This is a genomic window from Streptococcus sp. Marseille-Q6504 (assembly GCF_965111625.1).
In genome coordinates this window covers 346,223-363,145 of sequence record NZ_CBCOON010000002.1, presented here as the reverse complement: position 1 = coordinate 363,145, position 16,923 = coordinate 346,223, and the positions used below count along the sequence as shown (strand labels likewise).

The 16,923-nt window shown below is 39.3% G+C and carries 21 protein-coding genes; 1 reads left to right on the top strand and 20 read right to left on the bottom strand.

What is annotated here, in order from left to right; genetic code table 11:
• Positions 1-189: 189 nt before the first annotated feature.
• Complete coding sequence (locus tag ACWPUA_RS03875; RefSeq protein ID WP_025170332.1) at positions 190-1,812, bottom strand: putative polysaccharide biosynthesis protein; 1,623 nt, start codon at positions 1,810-1,812, stop codon at positions 190-192.
• 105 nt (positions 1,813-1,917) lie between these two features.
• On the opposite strand from ACWPUA_RS03875, the gene ACWPUA_RS03870 reads away from it, so the two are divergent.
• Positions 1,918-3,363 carry a UDP-N-acetylmuramoyl-L-alanyl-D-glutamate--L-lysine ligase gene (locus tag ACWPUA_RS03870; protein WP_454379278.1) on the top strand — a complete coding sequence of 482 codons (1,446 nt, stop codon included), beginning with the start codon at positions 1,918-1,920 and terminating at the stop codon, positions 3,361-3,363.
• Between the two features lie 33 nt (positions 3,364-3,396).
• Here ACWPUA_RS03870 and ACWPUA_RS03865 read toward each other — a convergent pair whose 3' ends face one another.
• From ACWPUA_RS03865 to clpP, 19 genes are all read right to left on the bottom strand, one after another.
• On the bottom strand, positions 3,397-4,047 hold the full coding sequence (locus ACWPUA_RS03865; protein WP_454379276.1) for a DUF1803 domain-containing protein: 651 nt from the start codon (positions 4,045-4,047) through the stop codon (positions 3,397-3,399).
• A complete protein-coding gene (locus ACWPUA_RS03860) occupies positions 4,031-4,543 on the bottom strand; it encodes a YiiX/YebB-like N1pC/P60 family cysteine hydrolase (RefSeq protein ID WP_006151738.1) in 513 nt (170 codons plus the stop codon). The genes ACWPUA_RS03865 and ACWPUA_RS03860 overlap by 17 nt, the downstream gene beginning before the upstream one ends.
• A 63-nt stretch (positions 4,544-4,606) precedes the next feature.
• Entirely contained in the window at positions 4,607-5,542 is a 936-nt protein-coding gene (locus tag ACWPUA_RS03855; protein ID WP_036755260.1) for a manganese-dependent inorganic pyrophosphatase, read from the bottom strand.
• A gap of 84 nt (positions 5,543-5,626) precedes the next feature.
• Entirely contained in the window at positions 5,627-5,911 is a 285-nt protein-coding gene (locus ACWPUA_RS03850) for a GIY-YIG nuclease family protein (protein ID WP_454379274.1), read from the bottom strand.
• Entirely contained in the window at positions 5,901-6,650 is a 750-nt protein-coding gene (locus tag ACWPUA_RS03845; protein ID WP_223333300.1) for a tRNA1(Val) (adenine(37)-N6)-methyltransferase, read from the bottom strand. Before ACWPUA_RS03845 ends, ACWPUA_RS03850 begins: the two co-directional genes overlap by 11 nt.
• A 48-nt stretch (positions 6,651-6,698) precedes the next feature.
• Positions 6,699-7,061: a S1 RNA-binding domain-containing protein gene (locus tag ACWPUA_RS03840; RefSeq protein ID WP_368910278.1), complete on the bottom strand. Its 363-nt coding sequence runs from the start codon at positions 7,059-7,061 to the stop codon at positions 6,699-6,701.
• A gap of 1 nt (position 7,062) precedes the next feature.
• Positions 7,063-8,463 (bottom strand): bifunctional Cof-type HAD-IIB family hydrolase/peptidylprolyl isomerase, encoded by a 1,401-nt coding sequence (locus ACWPUA_RS03835; RefSeq protein WP_454379271.1) that lies wholly within the window; start codon positions 8,461-8,463, stop codon positions 7,063-7,065.
• Positions 8,464-8,543: 80 nt separating this feature from the next.
• Complete coding sequence (locus ACWPUA_RS03830; RefSeq protein WP_414276819.1) at positions 8,544-9,047, bottom strand: GNAT family N-acetyltransferase; 504 nt, start codon at positions 9,045-9,047, stop codon at positions 8,544-8,546.
• Positions 9,048-9,146: 99 nt separating this feature from the next.
• Positions 9,147-9,386 carry a 30S ribosomal protein S18 gene (rpsR, locus tag ACWPUA_RS03825; protein WP_000068664.1) on the bottom strand — a complete coding sequence of 80 codons (240 nt, stop codon included), beginning with the start codon at positions 9,384-9,386 and terminating at the stop codon, positions 9,147-9,149.
• Positions 9,387-9,417: 31 nt separating this feature from the next.
• Positions 9,418-9,888: a single-stranded DNA-binding protein gene (locus ACWPUA_RS03820; RefSeq protein ID WP_414286807.1), complete on the bottom strand. Its 471-nt coding sequence runs from the start codon at positions 9,886-9,888 to the stop codon at positions 9,418-9,420.
• An 11-nt stretch (positions 9,889-9,899) separates the two neighbouring features.
• The gene (gene rpsF / locus ACWPUA_RS03815; RefSeq protein ID WP_002896497.1) at positions 9,900-10,190 is read right to left on the bottom strand and encodes a 30S ribosomal protein S6; all 291 of its coding nucleotides are present in this window, start codon (positions 10,188-10,190) and stop codon (positions 9,900-9,902) included.
• Between the two features lie 129 nt (positions 10,191-10,319).
• Positions 10,320-10,976: a CBS domain-containing protein gene (locus ACWPUA_RS03810; protein ID WP_006148127.1), complete on the bottom strand. Its 657-nt coding sequence runs from the start codon at positions 10,974-10,976 to the stop codon at positions 10,320-10,322.
• 315 nt (positions 10,977-11,291) lie between these two features.
• Entirely contained in the window at positions 11,292-12,002 is a 711-nt protein-coding gene (locus ACWPUA_RS03805) for an ABC transporter ATP-binding protein (protein ID WP_006151996.1), read from the bottom strand.
• Positions 12,002-12,766 carry an ABC transporter ATP-binding protein gene (locus ACWPUA_RS03800; RefSeq protein ID WP_006151788.1) on the bottom strand — a complete coding sequence of 255 codons (765 nt, stop codon included), beginning with the start codon at positions 12,764-12,766 and terminating at the stop codon, positions 12,002-12,004. The genes ACWPUA_RS03805 and ACWPUA_RS03800 overlap by 1 nt, the downstream gene beginning before the upstream one ends.
• Positions 12,766-13,722 (bottom strand): branched-chain amino acid ABC transporter permease, encoded by a 957-nt coding sequence (locus tag ACWPUA_RS03795; protein WP_006151638.1) that lies wholly within the window; start codon positions 13,720-13,722, stop codon positions 12,766-12,768. Before ACWPUA_RS03795 ends, ACWPUA_RS03800 begins: the two co-directional genes overlap by 1 nt.
• 3 nt (positions 13,723-13,725) lie before the next feature.
• Positions 13,726-14,595, bottom strand: coding sequence for a branched-chain amino acid ABC transporter permease (locus ACWPUA_RS03790; RefSeq protein ID WP_004252371.1), 870 nt, complete (start codon positions 14,593-14,595; stop codon positions 13,726-13,728).
• Positions 14,596-14,710: 115 nt separating this feature from the next.
• Positions 14,711-15,871: an ABC transporter substrate-binding protein gene (locus ACWPUA_RS03785; protein ID WP_195184153.1), complete on the bottom strand. Its 1,161-nt coding sequence runs from the start codon at positions 15,869-15,871 to the stop codon at positions 14,711-14,713.
• Positions 15,872-15,958: 87 nt separating this feature from the next.
• A complete protein-coding gene (locus tag ACWPUA_RS03780; protein ID WP_004252368.1) occupies positions 15,959-16,228 on the bottom strand; it encodes a YlbG family protein in 270 nt (89 codons plus the stop codon).
• Between the two features lie 75 nt (positions 16,229-16,303).
• Positions 16,304-16,894, bottom strand: a complete 591-nt coding sequence (gene clpP, locus ACWPUA_RS03775; protein WP_004252366.1) for an ATP-dependent Clp protease proteolytic subunit ClpP — start codon at positions 16,892-16,894, stop codon at positions 16,304-16,306.
• Between the last annotated feature and the right edge of the window lie 29 nt (positions 16,895-16,923).

The following is a 16,923-nucleotide window of genomic DNA, read 5'->3' as shown; positions in this document are numbered from 1 at the left end:
CAAATTTAAATATTTGTATCATTATACAGCTATTGTTTTTTTTAGTCAAGTGATTTTATCTAATTTTTACCAAATTATAGATTTTTTTCTACTAATTTTATATTTTATCCTATTTTTTAAATAAAAAAATGAACAATTTAAACTTTTTCGGATAGAAAAGTTCAAATTATTCATTTTATTTATAAATTTTTATGATAATTTTAATCGTGCTCGTAACTGATTGGCTTTTTCCTGTCCAATAACCTTATCCAAGAGACGAGTATAGAGACACATAACTCCGTAAAGCCCGCCACCGATTGTACCAATTAAGGCGACATATAGGAAACTCCAGAAACGTCCAGTTGGTTGGAAGACAAATCCAATAATCCATTGCAAGAGTCCTACTAGAATAAACATAACTAGAGTCAAAATAGTAACTAAGATTGTTCTCTTCAGAATAATCTTTCGACGCGCACCTGTCACCTCACATATATCACGGTACATCAAAACATTTGGAATAATGAGTCCGATTGTTGTTGAAATTAAAGGGCCATAACTATGGAATATCGCTATTGATGGTATTTGAAGAATAATTTTGGCGATAGAACCATATACAAAATACAAGACTGCTTTGCGGTTACGAAACATCGCCTGAAGCATCGGCGACAAAACCATGTACAAACCTAGAATTGTTGACTGCAAGACTGCAAAGACAAACAAACCCATAGCCAAGCCATCTGGCTTACCGTAAAAGACTGTATAGAGGGGTTCACCTACCATAACTACACCAACCGTTGCTGGTAAGAGGAATAGGAAGAGCATGGTGATACTATCTTGAACTAGACGAGAAGCCGCTGGCAAATCCCCTTTGACATAGTTCTCAGTCAAGAGAGGCAGACCAACACTACCAATCGAAACTCCAACCGAAATCAAAATCATAGTGATTTTATTAGGATTGGCAGAGAAATAAGAAAACATGACAACTAAGTCTTCATTACTATAGTTGGTAAACCACTTCATGCTATTGATAAAGGTCATTTGGTCCAAGATTTGGAAAAGCTGAATAGCCGAACCAGTCAAGATAAAAGGAATTGCTTCCTTAATCGTATCAACCAAAAGACTCTTACTGTCAATCTTATCTCGTGTTTCAAAAACTTTTTGGAGCAATCCTTCCTTATAAAGGAAATAAAGTAAGACTGCAAAACTAGCTACCATTCCCACAAAAGCTGCAAAGGTAGATTGGGTAACAGCTGATAGATAATCCTTTGAACCGAGCTTCATGATGATAAAGGTTGCTAAGAGCATCCAAATGACACGGATAACCTGCTCAGCAATTTGACTCATGGCATAAGGTTTAAGATTATTCATCCCTTGGAAAAATCCACGGATAACACTCATAGATGGGAATATCAAGACAGCCCACGCTAAACTTTGCATAATTGGAATTAAGTCCTTACCGACTCCGGAAAGGTCCGCCAACCAAGGTGCAAAGAGGTATAAGATCAAGGCAAAGGCAAGTCCTAGCACAGTCATAAAGCCCAAGAAACTTCGAATCAGGGCAAAACTATGCTCTTCCTCATGCATGGTATTGTATTTAGCGACCTGCTTTGCGACCGCCACTGGGATACCTGCTGTCGAAATCAACAAGAACCAAGCATAGATATTGTAACCCATGGTAAAGAGACCATTAGCCTTAGCAGCATATGTTCCCATCCAAATATACCAAGGGATAATGTAAATAGCCCCGAGCAGGCGACTGATAAAGTTACTAGCTGTAAGCCAAGCAGTCCCGCGTAACATCTGGGCCTGCTGATGATTATTTTCGTTAGACATAACTTCCTCATTCAATTTTAATCACTAGGAAAAGTTCCTTATCTTCCATTATAAACTTTTCCTTGTTACTTGTAAAATTCAGACTTTCAGTTTACAATAGAAAGTATGATAAAGATTGAAACCGTATTAGATATTTTAAAGAAAGACGATCTCTTCCGTGAGATTATCGACCAAGGACATTACCACTATAATTTTAATGATGTAACTTTTGATAGCATCTGCTACGATAGCCGAAAAGCAAAAGATAATAGCCTATTTTTTGTTAAGGGAGCTGCTTTCAAGAAGGAATTTCTTCTTTCAGCAATCTCACAAGGACTCGGTTGGTATGTAGCGGAGCAGGATTATGAAGTAGGCATTCCTGTCATCGTTGTTAGCGACATTAAGAAGGCTATGAGTTTGATTGCCATGGAATTTTATGGCAATCCGCAGGAAAAACTAAAACTTCTCGCTTTCACTGGTACCAAAGGAAAAACAACAGCGGCATACTTCGCCTACAATATCTTAAATCAGCAACATCGTCCTGCTATGTTATCAACTATGAATACGACTTTGGACGGAAAAACTTTCTTCAAGTCTGCTCTGACAACACCTGAAAGCATCGACCTCTTTGATATGATGGCGCAGGCAGTTGATAATGGAAGAAGCCACCTTATTATGGAAGTTTCCAGTCAAGCCTACTTGGTGAAACGAGTTTACGGTCTTACTTTTGATGTAGGTGTGTTCCTAAATATCAGTCCTGACCATATTGGTCCTATTGAGCATCCAACCTTTGAAGACTACTTCTACCACAAGCGTCTCTTGATGAAAAATAGCCGAGCAGTTGTCATTAATAGCGATATGGACCACTTCTCTGTCTTAAAAGAACAAGTTGAGAACCAAGATCATGACTTCTACGGTAGCCAGTCAAGTAACCAAATCGAGAACTCCAAAGCCTTTAGCTTCTCAGCTACTGGTAAATTAGCTGGCGATTATGATATCCAGTTGATTGGATATTTCAACCAAGAAAATGCAGTCGCTGCAGGACTTGCCTGCCTTCGTTTAGGTGCTAGTCTTGAAGACATCAAAAAAGGGATTGCTGCAACACGCGTTCCTGGCCGTATGGAAGTTCTCACTCAGAAAAATGGCGCAAAAGTTTTCATCGACTACGCCCATAATGGTGATAGCTTGAAGAAATTGATCTCAGTCGTTGAAACACATCAGACTGGAAAGATTGCTTTAGTACTCGGATCAACAGGAAACAAGGGAGAAAGCCGTCGTAAGGACTTTGGACTTCTGCTCGATCAACATCCTGAAATTCAAGTATTTCTAACGGCTGACGATCCAAACTATGAAGATCCAATGGCCATTGCTGATGAAATTAGTAGCTACATCCATGGTCCTGTTGAAAAGATTGCTGACCGTGAGCAAGCCATCAAGACAGCTATGGCTATTACGAGCCAAGCTGAAGATGCGGTCATTATCGCTGGTAAAGGAGCTGACTGCTACCAAATCATCCAAGGTAAGAAAGAAGACTATCCAGGTGATGCAGCAATCGCAGAACGTTATCTATAATAAATCAAAATAAGGCTAGGAAATTTCCTAGCCTTATTTTTTTATAAAATTGAATCGTTCTTTATCAAATTCTACAGCCAACTCATATTTCCCATCTTCATTTTGAACGATGTAACCTAATAAGACTAAACTGTCCACAAAGATATCACGTCGTTTCTGCATGAGTTGATCTTTTTTAAGAAACTTTAGCAAGAATGTTGTCATATACTTGAGAGCATACTCAGGGTTGACATCCCCCAAAACAGCATAGAGTTTCTGCTGATCTTCTGTCAGCGGATACTGGTGCTTAACTTTATAAAAGTAATTAGACAAGGTCATCTTTTCCCGAGCAAAATCCGTATACTCTTCTAGGATAGCTGCATTGGTTTGATTGCGCAATTCAGTCTGAAAATCTTTCTCCAATATTTCTTGATAGATGGGACTATCATCTCTTACAAAGACTTCTTGATCCAATTCAAGAGATTCCGTAGACTCTAGAAAGGGAAGATTGAGATAATAGCGTTTGTTCTCTCGTAAAATCAAGCCAGCCTTAATATATTCTTCCATCAACTTATCCACTGGTTGATCTGGAAATTGAGCCTTGATTTGCCGCAGAATCACATCGTCGTGCTGATCAAGATAGTCAACCAAATCTCTAAAGAATGGTTGTCGTGTCAAACGAGATGGATTAAAAATCTGAATCATGAAGATTCCTTTCTTTACAAACTAAAAATGGAGAGGCCGCTAATTGACTCGGGTTAGTGCCAGGCTGATTCAGAGGCACAGGAAGCCCCAACTCTCGATAATATTCTCTCCAGAAATCACTGATTTCCTGTGTATCATCACCAAACTTCATGGGAATGGTCTCAAAAATAGGGAGGATTTCTGCTACAAACTGGGAACAATAGAAACCATCTCCATCTGGGTAAAAGGAAGCATTGTAGGGAGCCCCTAAAAGACTCTCTGCTCGCCTTTTGACCTCTGTACAATCAATCTGCTCATAATGATAAAGGTCATATACTTTCCCGTGTTCAAAGAATTCCTCAGGAGTCTGGGCAAGGACGCCACCTTCCACCGTAGCATGATAGACCTGTCCGTCCAAAAAGATGGCCACATGGCTATAGTGACCAGTAGATTCCTGGATAGCCTGCCCCATTTCTGTATCTTCTCTCACAAAAATCAAATCGCCATTTTCTAACATCTTTCTCTCCTAGAAAAAAAGGAGTCGAAACTCCTTTTTAACAATGGGCTTCCCCATCTATGATTATGCATTAAAGCTTTCAGTCAATTGTGGTACCACTTGTTTCTTACGTGAAACAGCACCTGGAAGGAAAGCGTGGTTGTTTTCAAGTTTGAAGTTGAAAGCTGCTTCTACCTTGTCCATATTAGCACCAAGAGCCAAAATTTCTGAGTTTGAGTTGACGATGTCTGTAATCATCAAGACAAAGTCAGAGTAGCCGTTAGCTGCATTTGCGGCTTGGATGGCTGCTTCGATTTCAGCTTGGCGGTCCAAGACTTCAGCAATATCAACTGTATTCACTTGAGCCACACGAACATTGTTTCCGTTGAGTTCAAATGTCTTGGCATCGATATCAATCAATTCTTCAGCAGATTTGCTTGCCAAGTTTGTACCAGCCTTGAGCATGGCAAGACCGTATTCTTCCAAGTTCACACCAGCCAATTCAGCCAATTCAGGAGCAATGACTTTATCTGATGGGTGAGTGGTTGGTGATTTCAAAAGAAGGGTATCTGAAATCAAACCTGAAAGCATCAAACCTGCGATTTCTTTTGGTACAGCTACACCATGTTCTTTGAACATGCGGTATACGATAGAAGATGTGGATCCAACTGGTTCCAAACGCATGTAAAGTGGGCTGGCAGTTTCAAAGTTAGACACACGATGGTGGTCCACCACACCGTAAACTTCTACTTCAGCGATATCTGAAACAGATTGTTGGAATTCATTGTGGTCTGTTAAGATGACTTGCTCTGCATCTTCTGCTTTAGCAGATGTGATCACGCGCGGTGCTTCTACACCAAAATAGTTCAAGACGAAAGCTGTTTCTTCATTTGGAGTTCCAAGAGCAACCGCTTCTGTATCCAAACCGTAAGCTTCTTTTGCAAGGTAAGCAAAAGCTACAGATGAACCAATAGCATCTGAGTCTGGATTTTGGTGACCAAATACTAGAATCTTAGACATGATAATACCTCGTTTCTTTATTCTCTTTATTGTAGCATTTTTTTCAATTTTTGACAAAAATAAGAGGAGCCAAAGGACTCCTCATTACATATCAAAAGCATCGACTAAATTTTTATTTTGACACTCTTTAATATAATGTTCTTTTTGCATGCGTGTCTTGCGCTTGAAAAGAGCTTCAGCAGACATGGCATCTTCCTTGCTGTCAAAACCTTCCGCAAAGATGAGTTTTACTGGCAAGCGAGCTCGTGTATACTTGGCTCCTTTACCGCTATTGTGCACGGTAATTCTTTTCTTCACATCTGTTGTATAGCCTGTATAGTAGGAACCATCACGGCACTCTACCACATACATATAAGCCTTATGATCCATAGTAAATCTCTTGAATTTCTGGTGTATAAGTACCATCACTATTATGAACAATGAGTGGTGGTAAAACCTTAAAACCACTAGTGGAGCCGTCCTTAATAGCCTCAATCAAAAGCATATTGGCTTCCTTCTCCCGTTTAGGGTAAACAAATTGCAGACGTTTTGGAGCCAGATTATGCTGTTGGAGCGTAGCTAAGATATCTAATAATCGATCAGGACGATGAACCATAGCTAACCGCCCATTTGATTTGAGAATACTCTGAGCACTACGACAGATTTCCTTAAGATTGGTTGTAATTTCATGCCGAGCTAAAAGATAATGCTCACTTTCGTTCAGATTAGAATTTGGATCCACTTTAAAATAAGGCGGATTGCATAAAATTAAATCAACCTTGCTCCCCTGAATGTGACTAGGCATATTCTTCAAATCATCACAGATGACCTGCATCTGTCCGTCCAGCCCATTTAAACGTACTGAGCGTTCGGCCATATCAGCAAGACGTTCCTGAATTTCTACAGATAGAATTTTAGCCTTGGTCCGGCTACTGGCAAACAATCCAACAGCTCCATTGCCCGCACAGAAATCTACTATCAAACCATTTTTCGGAAAACGAGGAAAGCGTGACAAAAGTACACTATCCACTGAATAGCTGAAAACCTCTCTATTTTGAATAATCTTGATATCTGTAGAGAAGAGTTGATTAATGCGCTCTCCTGATTTTAATAATTGTTCTTCGTTCATACTTCTATTATAGCAAAATATAATAACATCACAATGATTTGAGGGATATCAATTACTGTTTTTCTTTAAATGCTCCAAGGCTTCTCGAGTCCAAACAGGCATCATGCGGCCAAGCGGCGAAAAACCATGTTTGATGCGATCATTCGAAAAACGTCTCCGTCTAGGAAGTTGATGCTTTTCTTCTTCCAAGGTACGAATGGAAAGGCTAGCTTTCCCAGTATATTCATCAAAATCTACTACCTGTACCTGGACTTCATCACCGATTTTTAAAACCTCGTAAATATTTTCGATAAATCCTGTCCGAATCTCCGAGATATGAATCAGGCCTGTCACTCCTGTTTCTAACTCAACAAAAGCTCCATAGGGCTGAATCCCAGTAATACGGCCATTTAGCTTATCACCGATTTTCATTTTAGTCCTCAATTTCAATAGTTTCAATTACGACATCTTCACCTGGCTTGTCCATTGCACCTGTTTCGACACCTGCAATTGCGTCCAGAACTTTATAAGAAGCTTCATCCGCAAGTTGACCGAATACTGTGTGACGGCGGTCTAGATGAGGAGTCCCACCTTGTTCAGCATAAATTTCCGCAATTGGTTCTGGCCAGCCACCGCGAGCAATTTCTTTCTTAGAATATGGCAAGTGTTGATTCTGCACGATAAAGAACTGGCTGCCATTTGTATTTGGCCCAGCATTAGCCATAGAAAGGGCTCCGCGGACATTGTAAAGTTCTTCTGAAAACTCATCCTCAAATGACTCACCATAGATAGATTCACCACCCATACCAGTTCCAGTTGGGTCTCCACCTTGAATCATAAAATCTTTAATAATACGGTGGAAAATCACACCGTCATAGTAACCATCTTTTGACAGAGCAATAAAGTTGGCTACTGTTTTTGGTGCGTGATCAGGGAAAAGTTTGACACGCATATCCCCATGATTTGTCTTAATAGTCGCAATTGGACCTTCTACTGTTTCAATGTCTACTTGTGGAAAATGTAATTCTTTTTCTACCATACCAAATCCTTCTAAGGCATCAAAGATGCCATCTTCTTCTAATGTTTTTGTAATATAATCTGCTTTTTCTTTGATTTTTTCATGAGAAACACCCATAGCGACACTAATGCCTGCATAATCAAAGAGCTCTAAATCGTTAAGTCCGTCCCCAAAAACCATCACATTTTCAGGTTTTAAACCTAATTGGTCAACTACCTTAACAACTCCAGCTGCTTTTGAACCGGAAATCGGCACAACATCTGATGAATGTTCATGCCAGCGTACCAAACGCAAAGTCGATGCTAAACTTTCAGGCAACACAAGGTCATCACCCTGATCCTCAAAGGTCCACATCTGATAAATATCTTCTTTTTGGTAAAAATCAGGGTCCACCTCTAAATCAGGATAAATCGGGTCTATCGCCTGGCTAATCATCTCTGTTCGCCTTGATAGTTTAGCAGCTTGGCTTCCCACCAAACCATAATCAATCCCAACTTCTTTGGTCCAAGTAATATATTCTTCAAGCTTATCTTTAGCAATTTTGTTACTATAAATGACATTGCCCTTTTTGTCCTCAATATAAGCACCATTCAAAGTTACAAAAAAGTCAGGCTTGAGATCACGAATCTCTGGAACAACACCAAAAATGCCTCGTCCAGACGCGATTCCTGTTAAAATTCCTTTTTCACGTAATTGTTTAAAAATCGTTGGAATAGTACTAGGAATAAAACCTGTCTTTGAATTTCGTAAAGTATCATCTATATCAAAAAAGATAATTTTAATCTTCTTAGCCTTGTATCTTAACTTGGCATCCATTATAATACCTCCTTCAATTCACTCTTTCCATTATACCATAAAGTAGAGAAATCCCACATCCCCAATAAAATCCTTGTCTCTTATCCAAATTCCTTTACTAGATACAAAACTAAATCATCATTATTTTGGCTAGTTGCATTCATTTCCAAGGGTTGATTTCGATACCAGACACCTGTCCCATCTGGAATGTAGCCCCGTCTGATATACAATCTCTGGGCAGGGCCATAGCCTAAGTTCAAACCTACACCAAGAGTGACCTTACTCGAAACAAACTTGACTCGTTTTTCTGCTTCTTCTAGCAGTTGATTCCCAATCCCTTGATTTCGAAAAGACTCAAACACATTAAAATCTGATAATTCTGGATAGACTTCTGCAAAAGGACCATGTTTAGCAGAGGGCAAAATGGTAACGTAGCCCGCTACAACACCATCAATCTCTGCAACTAAGACTTCTCTCTCCCCACTTTCCTGTTCCAGAAAATATCTAGCCAAAATTTCCTCTCTACTAGGCCAACCTTGATTCATAAATCCATGAGATAAGGATTCAATATCAGACTTAATCATATTTCTAATCGTACAATTCATCTTTGACTTACCCACCTTTACTCTTTCTATTGCCATTATAGCACACCAAGGTCAGAAAAAAACTATCTCGTGAAAAAAAGACCCGTAAGGGTCTTTTCTTTAATCTTCGTTTACGAAAGGCATCAAAGCCATTACGCGAGCGCGTTTGATAGCTGTTGTTACTTTACGTTGGTTTTTAGCTGAAGTTCCAGTTACACGACGTGGAAGGATTTTCCCACGTTCTGAAACGAAACGGCTAAGAAGCTCAGTATCTTTGTAATCAACATATTCAATTTTGTTTGCTGCGATGTAATCAACTTTTTTACGGCGTTTGAATCCGCCACGACGTTGTTGAGCCATGTTTTTTCTCCTTTATAGTATTAATTGTCCATTAGAATGGTAAATCATCATCTGAAATATCCAAAGGATTTGTTGATCCAAATGGATTTTCATCACGTGAAAAGTCAGGTACTGAATTTGTAGCTGCTGCATGACTAGCAGTTGGTGCAGAATAAGCTCCACCACTTTGTCCTTCACGAGCACTACGGCTTTCCAACATTTGGAAATTCTCAGCTACGACTTCTGTCACGTAGACACGTTGTCCTTGCTGGTTATCGTAACTACGAGTCTGAATACGACCTGTAATCCCGACAAGAGAGCCTTTTTTAGCCCAGTTAGCAAGATTTTCAGCCTGTTGGCGCCACATAACGACATTGATAAAATCAGCCTCACGTTCGCCATTTTGACTCTTGAATGTACGGTTTACTGCAAGAGTAAAAGTCGCAACTGCTACATTTGATGGGGTATAACGTAACTCAGCGTCACGTGTCATACGCCCTACAAGTACAACATTGTTAATCATAATCTACCTTCTTACGCGTCAAGTTTGACGATCATGTGACGAAGAATGTCAGCGTTGATTTTTGAAAGACGGTCAAACTCTTTAAGAGCTGCGTCATCGTTTGCTTCAACGTTAACGATGTGGTAAAGTCCTTCACGGAAATCTTGGATTTCGTATGCAAGACGACGTTTTTCCCAATCTTTTGATTCAACAACAGTTGCACCGTTGTCAGTCAAGATAGAGTCAAAACGTGCTACCAAAGCGTTTTTCGCTTCTTCTTCAATGTTTGGACGAATGATATAAAGAATTTCGTATTTAGCCATTGATATGTTCCTCCTTTTGGTCTAATGACCCCAAGCCTTTGCAAGGGGTAAGTGAGGTTTGCTCACAATAAACTATTATACTAGAAAAAAGTTTTTTTCGCAAGCTTAAAGTAAGTTATATTTTTCTTTTTAGAGTTTTTTTGCAGAAGTTTTTGTAATTTCATCTACGAGAATGTTTTCATCCTCGAATTTCTTTTTCAACGATGAAAGATCAATGCTTCCCTCAATTTGTACTTCAATAACGATCTTACCATCCTTACGTGGAATATTAACGGTATGAGAGATATTAAGATTTTCCTCAACGATTAAAGAAACAATCTTACCTAAAACTCCAACTTCATTTTCTGTGATAAAACGAACACGGATTCCCTCTTCACCATATCCAGCGATTTCAAGAAAGGCACTGAATACATCACGATCTGTAATGACTCCATACAATTGTCCATTGTCAACAACTGGCAAAATACCAATCTTATTTTTAAGCATGAGATAAGTTGCATCTTCTAAACTTGCATAGCCTGAGACAGTTACAACATCTCGAATCATGACGTCTTTTACTTTTGTCTTATTAAGCAAATAATTCATCTCGAAGATTGAAAGACTAGTCGCTTTTGAAGGACTAGCTTCAGCGATTGTCCCTTCTGTTACCAAGCCTACTAATTTATCATTCTCAATAACAGGGAGACGGTGCAAGCCTTGCTCGCGCATCAAATCTGCTGCGTGTGCAACAGTTGTATCAGGACTGATATAAACGACCTTGCGTGTCATAAAATCTTTAACTGCCATAGGAAATCTCCTTTATGTTTATAGTTTTATTATACACTTTTTACGGAAAGCTATCAAACGCTTTCATTTCTTTTTCAAGATTCAGAAAAATCTGAAGGACTTTACGAAAAAGAGCTCAACTTAGAGCCCTTAATCTTATACTCATGTAGATTGTATGATTGCTTTGCAATCTTTATCCGCCGACTAAAACAATCTCTAAGACTAGATGTGGATTGCTTGGCAATCTTTATCTGCCGACTAAAAAGGTCCCCCAGACTATAGTGGGATTGCGTGCGCAATCTCCATCCACAACCTAAACTAGTCTCCCAGACTAGTTTAGCCACCTAGATATGCTTTTCTGACTTCATCTGATGCTGCGAGTTCTTTTCCTGTTCCTGATAGGACAATCTTTCCTGTCTCAAGAACATATCCTCGGTCAGCGATAGCTAGTGCTTTATTAGCATTTTGCTCAATCAAGAGAACTGTTGTTCCTTGTTTTTGAATATCTTGGATGATATCAAAAATTTCTTGGATAAAGATTGGCGCAAGCCCCATTGATGGTTCATCTAATAAAAGTAGTTTAGGCGTTGACATGAGTGCACGTCCCATGGCAAGCATCTGCTGTTCACCACCAGATAGAGTAGCCGCATCTTGATTTTTACGTTCTTCCAAACGAGGGAAACGAGAGAAGACTTTCTTCAAATTTGCTTGATTCTCTTCACGATTTTTCTTAAGAAAGGCTCCCATCTCCAAGTTTTCCAAAACAGTCAAACCAGGGAAGACATGACGTCCTTCTGGTACTTGAGAAAGTCCTGATGCCACAATCTTCTGTGCAGGCATTTTTTGGATTTCTTGTCCCAAAAATTCAATTCGACCAGAACTTGGGCGCACAAGTCCTGATAGGGTACGAAGGATGGTTGTTTTACCTGCACCATTAGCACCGATAAGTGAAACAACTTCCCCTTCATTAACTTCAAAGCTCACATCACGTACAGCTTGAATCATACCGTAGTGAACTGAGAGGTTTTCAACTTTTAACATAGACATTAGGCTTCACCTCCAAGATAAGCTTCGATAACACGTTTATTGTTCTTGATTTCATCTGGTGTCCCATGAGCAATCAAACGACCGTACTCTAGAACATAGATACGTTCAGTGACTTCCATGACCAAGTTCATATCATGTTCAATCAGCATGATGGTAATCTTGAATTCATCCTTGATGCGACGAATTAATTCAGTTAATTCTGCAGTTTCTTGGGGGTTCATACCTGCTGCAGGCTCATCTAAGAAGAGGATTTTAGGTTCTGTAGCAAGGGCACGAACAATTTCCAAACGACGTTGTTGGCCATAGGCTAAGTTTTTAGCTAAGGTTTCAGCATCACCATCTAAATCAAAGATTTTTAGTAATTCTAAGGCTTTGGCTTTTAATTCTTTTTCATTCTTATAAAAAGCTGGCAAGCGCAAGAAACTTGCAAAAACATGTTGTTTATGATGGTTACTAAATGCAATAAGAACGTTATCCAAAACTGTCAAGTCTTTAAAGAGGCGGATGTTTTGGAAGGTACGCCCTAAACCAAGAGCAGCAATTTTATAAGGTTGCTTGCCATTTAACAAGTGACCATCTAAGGTTACTGTTCCTTCACTTGGTTCATAAACTCCTGTCAGCAAGTTGAAAAGAGTTGTTTTCCCAGCTCCGTTCGGTCCAATCAAGCCAACAAGTTCACCTTCGTTCAATTCTAGAGTTACATCTCCAACAGCAGTCAGACCACCAAAATGCTTGGTTAACTGTTTTACTTCAAGTAATGCCATTAGTTTTGCCCCTCCTTCTTACCTTTTTTAAAGAGTTTTGATAGGCTCAATTCCCATGTTCCTAGAAGGCCTCCTGGTCTGAAGATCATAACAAGTACCAAGGCCAAAGCATAGATAATCATACGAACGCTAGCCACATCTTGAAGGAACATATTCAAAATACCAAGAACAATCGCAGCGACAATTGCTCCTGTAATTGATCCCAAGCCACCAAATACAACGATAATTAAAACGTTGATAGAATTGATAAAGCTATAATCCTTTGGCACAACAGAACCAATAAATCCTGCTTGAAGGGAACCTGCAATACTTGCAGTCATAGCTCCAAATACAAATGCGATAATTTTGATTTTTGTTGTATTGACCCCGACAGACTCTGCTGCAATTTCATCTTCACGAACAGACAAGGTTAAACGACCGATTGGACTACGAAGGAAATTCAGCGTTGCAATTGTCGTAATCACGGCAAAAATGTATACCATTTGCCAATTAGTAAAGTTTGGAATACCAAGGATACCAGCAGCTCCGTTTGTTAAATCACCACCATTGACGATTAGGATACGGATAATTTCAGCAACCCCAAGTGTCGCAACTGCAAGGTAATCCCCCTTCAAACGAAGGGTAGGAATTCCAACGACCAAAGCAACCAAACCAGCAATGATAGCACCAAGCAACATAGCTCCAAAAAAGGCACCATAAGTTGGAGATTTAGAACCAATAATGGCTGCTGCATAGGCACCGATAGCCATGAACCCAGCATGTCCAAGAGAAAATTGACCAGAGAAACCAACGATAAGGTTAAGTCCTACTGCAAGAATAATATTGATACCGATTTGTTCTAGAATCTGAATATGGAAAAGGTTTAAAATACCAAACGAAACTAATAAGCTAATCACACCATATCCAAGCAACAAAAGGAGCAACCAGAGAATATTAACTTTTAAATTTTCTTTCATTGTTTACACCTTCTCTTTCACATTCTTACCAAGGATACCAGCTGGACGAACAATCAAGATCAATAGCAAGATTCCGTACACGATAGCATCACGGAAATCTGACATTCCGAAGGCTGTTGCAAAAGTTTCCAATAGTCCAATTACAAAACCTCCAAGAGCTGCACCAGGAATAATACCGATACCACCTAAAACGGCAGCCACGAATGATTTAATACCCGGAGTCATTCCCATCAATGGTTCAAGAGAGTTGTAGTAAAGGGCAATCAAGACACCTGCTGCACCAGCCAGAGCTGAACCTAAGGCAAAGGTGAAACTGATTGTACGGTTTACGTTGATCCCCATCAATTGAGCTGCATCACTATCTACAGATACGGCACGCATAGCTTTCCCCATTTTTGTTTTTTGCACGATGAGTTGCAAAAGAATCATCAAGACAATCGAAACTGTCAAAATCAACAATTGAATATTTGTTAGACTGATTGGACCCAAGTCATAACGAACTGTTTGGATTGCTTGAGGGAAGGCACGTGTATTGGCACCTACTAGATAGACCATTCCATACTCAAGCAAGAAGGATACCCCGATAGCAGTAATCAATACAGAGATACGAGTTGAATGTCGGAGTGGACGGTAGGCTAGAAACTCGATGATAACACCGAGAATAGCTGAACCAATCATGGACAAAATTAAGGCTAAAAAGAAATTTAAATGGAGGGCATTAATCAAGAAATAACCCATGAAAGCACCCATCATATAGATATCACCATGGGCAAAGTTAATAAGCTTGATAATTCCATAAACCATAGTATAACCCAGGGCTAGCAAGGCATAGACACTACCCAAGATTAAACCATTGACAAGTTGTTGAAGCATACGGTTCACTCTTTCTAAGTTTTATTTTTAGGATTTTATAAAAAAATAATCCCTTTATAAATACCGAAACAGGGAGTGAGTAAAAGCTCATTCCCCATTTACGATATCTATAAAATTAAGGTTTTACGACTTCTGCCGCATCTACTTTACCATTATTCATGGTCATCATGAAGGCTGTTTTCACAGTGTTATGATCTGCATCAAAGCTTGTTTGACCTGTAACACCTTCGAAGTTTTGTGTTTTAGCAAGATTGTTCTTGATATCAACTGAAGTTTTTGCACCTTTTGCTGCATTAGCTACAAGGTAAACTGAGTCATAAGCAAGAGCTGCAAATGTTGAAGGATCTTCGTTATATTTTGCACGATAAGCTTCAAGGAAGGCTTTTGCTTTATCTGAAACATCAACAGTAGTTGAGAATCCAGAGATGAAGTAGATATTTGATGCGCGTTCAGCAGTTGCTTGTTGAACAAATTCTGCACCGTTAAATCCGTCACCACCGATGATTGGCTTATCAATTCCCATACCACGAGCTTGGTTTACAATCTTACCAGCTTCTGTATAGTAACCTGGCAATACGATTGCATCAAAGTCTTTATCTTTGATTTTTGTCAAAGCTGCTTGGAAGTCTGTATCACCTGATACAAATGTTTCGTCTGCTACGATTTCACCTGTGAATGAATCACGGAAAGATTTTGCAATACCTTTAGCGTAGTCACTTGAGTTATCTGTATACAAGACCACTTTCTTAGCGTTCAATTTGTTTGAAACGTAGTTTGAGATGATTTTTCCTTGGAAACTATCTTGGAATGTTCCGATAAAGAGGAAATCTTGACCTTTTGTCAAACCATCTTGAGTAGCACTTGGAGAAATCAATGGAACTCCAGCTTGTGTAGCATTTGCTACTGCCGCTGCAGTTGCACCTGAAGTCGCAGGTCCTACAATAGCTGCTACCTTAGATTGAGTCACAAGGTTTGTTGAAACAGAAGCAGCTTCAGCAGTTTCAGATTTGTTATCTTTGTCGACTACTTCGATTTGTTTTCCATCGATACCACCTGCTGCGTTGATTTCATCAACTGCAAGTTGAGCACCCTTTTGCTCAGAAGTACCGTAAGATGCTACAGCACCAGTTTCTTCGAAGTTGAAACCAATTTTTACAACTTTTTCATCGATTGGGTTACCAGTTGTGTTTGAAGCTCCTGACTTCACTTCCCCACAAGCTGCTAAAAGAGCTGTACTTGCAAGAGCTACAAGTGACAATGCAAATTTTTTCTTCATGTTTATCTCCTTTTAATGTTCAATTTAAATTACATGTTAAGAATATACCGAATTATCAGAAAACTGTCAACAGGTTTCTCTCACTTTTTAAATGATAACGTTTTCGCTAGTTTTATATAGGTTCCCAACGAAAGGAGTTTCCAATTCTTGGATATGACAAACTCTCACTTTCTTGATAAATTTCTCTTTTCCTAAACGATTTACCAGCTCTTCTACTTCCTCTGTTGGGACATAAAGTTGTAGGTAACGATGTTTTTTTGAGTGGTAACAAATATCACCATAATTTGCGAGTTTTTTAGCATCGCGATTATAGTATAAATAGATAATCAGACCAGACCGATTCTCTTTTTGAAACATAATTCAACTTCCTTCTTACAATCTTCCTTCTATTATATCAAAAAAAACAAGCTCAGTCGAGCTTGCTTTAGTAGTTTAATTCAAAGAATTATTAGCCATAATTTCGTCAATAAAACCGTAGTCAAGAGTTTCTTGAGCGCTCATCCAGTAATCACGTTCAGCATCTTTATGGATTTGCTCAACAGATTTGCCAGAATTATCTGCTAGGATTTGCTCCAAAGTCTTACGAGTTTTAAGTAAGTGTTCAGCAGCGATGGCCATATCAGTCTGCTGAGTACCACCACCTGTACCACCCATTGGTTGGTGAATCATGTATTCTGCATTTGGAAGCATGAAACGTTTACCCTTTGCTCCACTTGATGCAATGACAGTCCCCATTGAGGCTGCCATTCCCATAACGATAGTTTGGACATCTGCCTTGATAAAGTTCATAGTATCAACGATTGCCAAACCAGCTGATACAGAACCTCCAGGAGTGTTTACATAAAGGTAAATATCTTTTGTACTATCTTGGGCATCCAAGAAAAGCAATTGGGCGATAACTGAGTTTGCCATATTGTCTTCGACTGGTCCAGTCAACATGATAATGCGGTCCTTAAGAAGACGTGAGTAAATGTCATACGAGCGTTCTCCACGACTTGTTTGTTCAATAACTACAGGAATCATTCATTTCTCCTTTTGATTTCTAATTTCTT

Excerpts from the sequence above, each read along its gene's own strand:
- ACWPUA_RS03875 (WP_025170332.1), bottom strand. The coding sequence starts at position 1,812 with ATGTCTAACGAAAATAATCATCAGCAGGCCCAGATGTTACGCGGGACT.
- ACWPUA_RS03870 (WP_454379278.1), top strand. The coding sequence starts at position 1,918 with ATGATAAAGATTGAAACCGTATTAGATATTTTAAAGAAAGACGATCTC.
- ACWPUA_RS03865 (WP_454379276.1), bottom strand. The coding sequence starts at position 4,047 with ATGATTCAGATTTTTAATCCATCTCGTTTGACACGACAACCATTCTTT.
- ACWPUA_RS03860 (WP_006151738.1), bottom strand. The coding sequence starts at position 4,543 with ATGTTAGAAAATGGCGATTTGATTTTTGTGAGAGAAGATACAGAAATG.
- ACWPUA_RS03855 (WP_036755260.1), bottom strand. The coding sequence starts at position 5,542 with ATGTCTAAGATTCTAGTATTTGGTCACCAAAATCCAGACTCAGATGCT.
- ACWPUA_RS03850 (WP_454379274.1), bottom strand. The coding sequence starts at position 5,911 with ATGGATCATAAGGCTTATATGTATGTGGTAGAGTGCCGTGATGGTTCC.
- ACWPUA_RS03845 (WP_223333300.1), bottom strand. The coding sequence starts at position 6,650 with ATGAACGAAGAACAATTATTAAAATCAGGAGAGCGCATTAATCAACTC.
- ACWPUA_RS03840 (WP_368910278.1), bottom strand. The coding sequence starts at position 7,061 with ATGAAAATCGGTGATAAGCTAAATGGCCGTATTACTGGGATTCAGCCC.
- ACWPUA_RS03835 (WP_454379271.1), bottom strand. The coding sequence starts at position 8,463 with ATGGATGCCAAGTTAAGATACAAGGCTAAGAAGATTAAAATTATCTTT.
- ACWPUA_RS03830 (WP_414276819.1), bottom strand. The coding sequence starts at position 9,047 with ATGAATTGTACGATTAGAAATATGATTAAGTCTGATATTGAATCCTTA.
- rpsR (WP_000068664.1), bottom strand. The coding sequence starts at position 9,386 with ATGGCTCAACAACGTCGTGGCGGATTCAAACGCCGTAAAAAAGTTGAT.
- ACWPUA_RS03820 (WP_414286807.1), bottom strand. The coding sequence starts at position 9,888 with ATGATTAACAATGTTGTACTTGTAGGGCGTATGACACGTGACGCTGAG.
- rpsF (WP_002896497.1), bottom strand. The coding sequence starts at position 10,190 with ATGGCTAAATACGAAATTCTTTATATCATTCGTCCAAACATTGAAGAA.
- ACWPUA_RS03810 (WP_006148127.1), bottom strand. The coding sequence starts at position 10,976 with ATGGCAGTTAAAGATTTTATGACACGCAAGGTCGTTTATATCAGTCCT.
- ACWPUA_RS03805 (WP_006151996.1), bottom strand. The coding sequence starts at position 12,002 with ATGTCTATGTTAAAAGTTGAAAACCTCTCAGTTCACTACGGTATGATT.
- ACWPUA_RS03800 (WP_006151788.1), bottom strand. The coding sequence starts at position 12,766 with ATGGCATTACTTGAAGTAAAACAGTTAACCAAGCATTTTGGTGGTCTG.
- ACWPUA_RS03795 (WP_006151638.1), bottom strand. The coding sequence starts at position 13,722 with ATGAAAGAAAATTTAAAAGTTAATATTCTCTGGTTGCTCCTTTTGTTG.
- ACWPUA_RS03790 (WP_004252371.1), bottom strand. The coding sequence starts at position 14,595 with ATGCTTCAACAACTTGTCAATGGTTTAATCTTGGGTAGTGTCTATGCC.
- ACWPUA_RS03785 (WP_195184153.1), bottom strand. The coding sequence starts at position 15,871 with ATGAAGAAAAAATTTGCATTGTCACTTGTAGCTCTTGCAAGTACAGCT.
- ACWPUA_RS03780 (WP_004252368.1), bottom strand. The coding sequence starts at position 16,228 with ATGTTTCAAAAAGAGAATCGGTCTGGTCTGATTATCTATTTATACTAT.
- clpP (WP_004252366.1), bottom strand. The coding sequence starts at position 16,894 with ATGATTCCTGTAGTTATTGAACAAACAAGTCGTGGAGAACGCTCGTAT.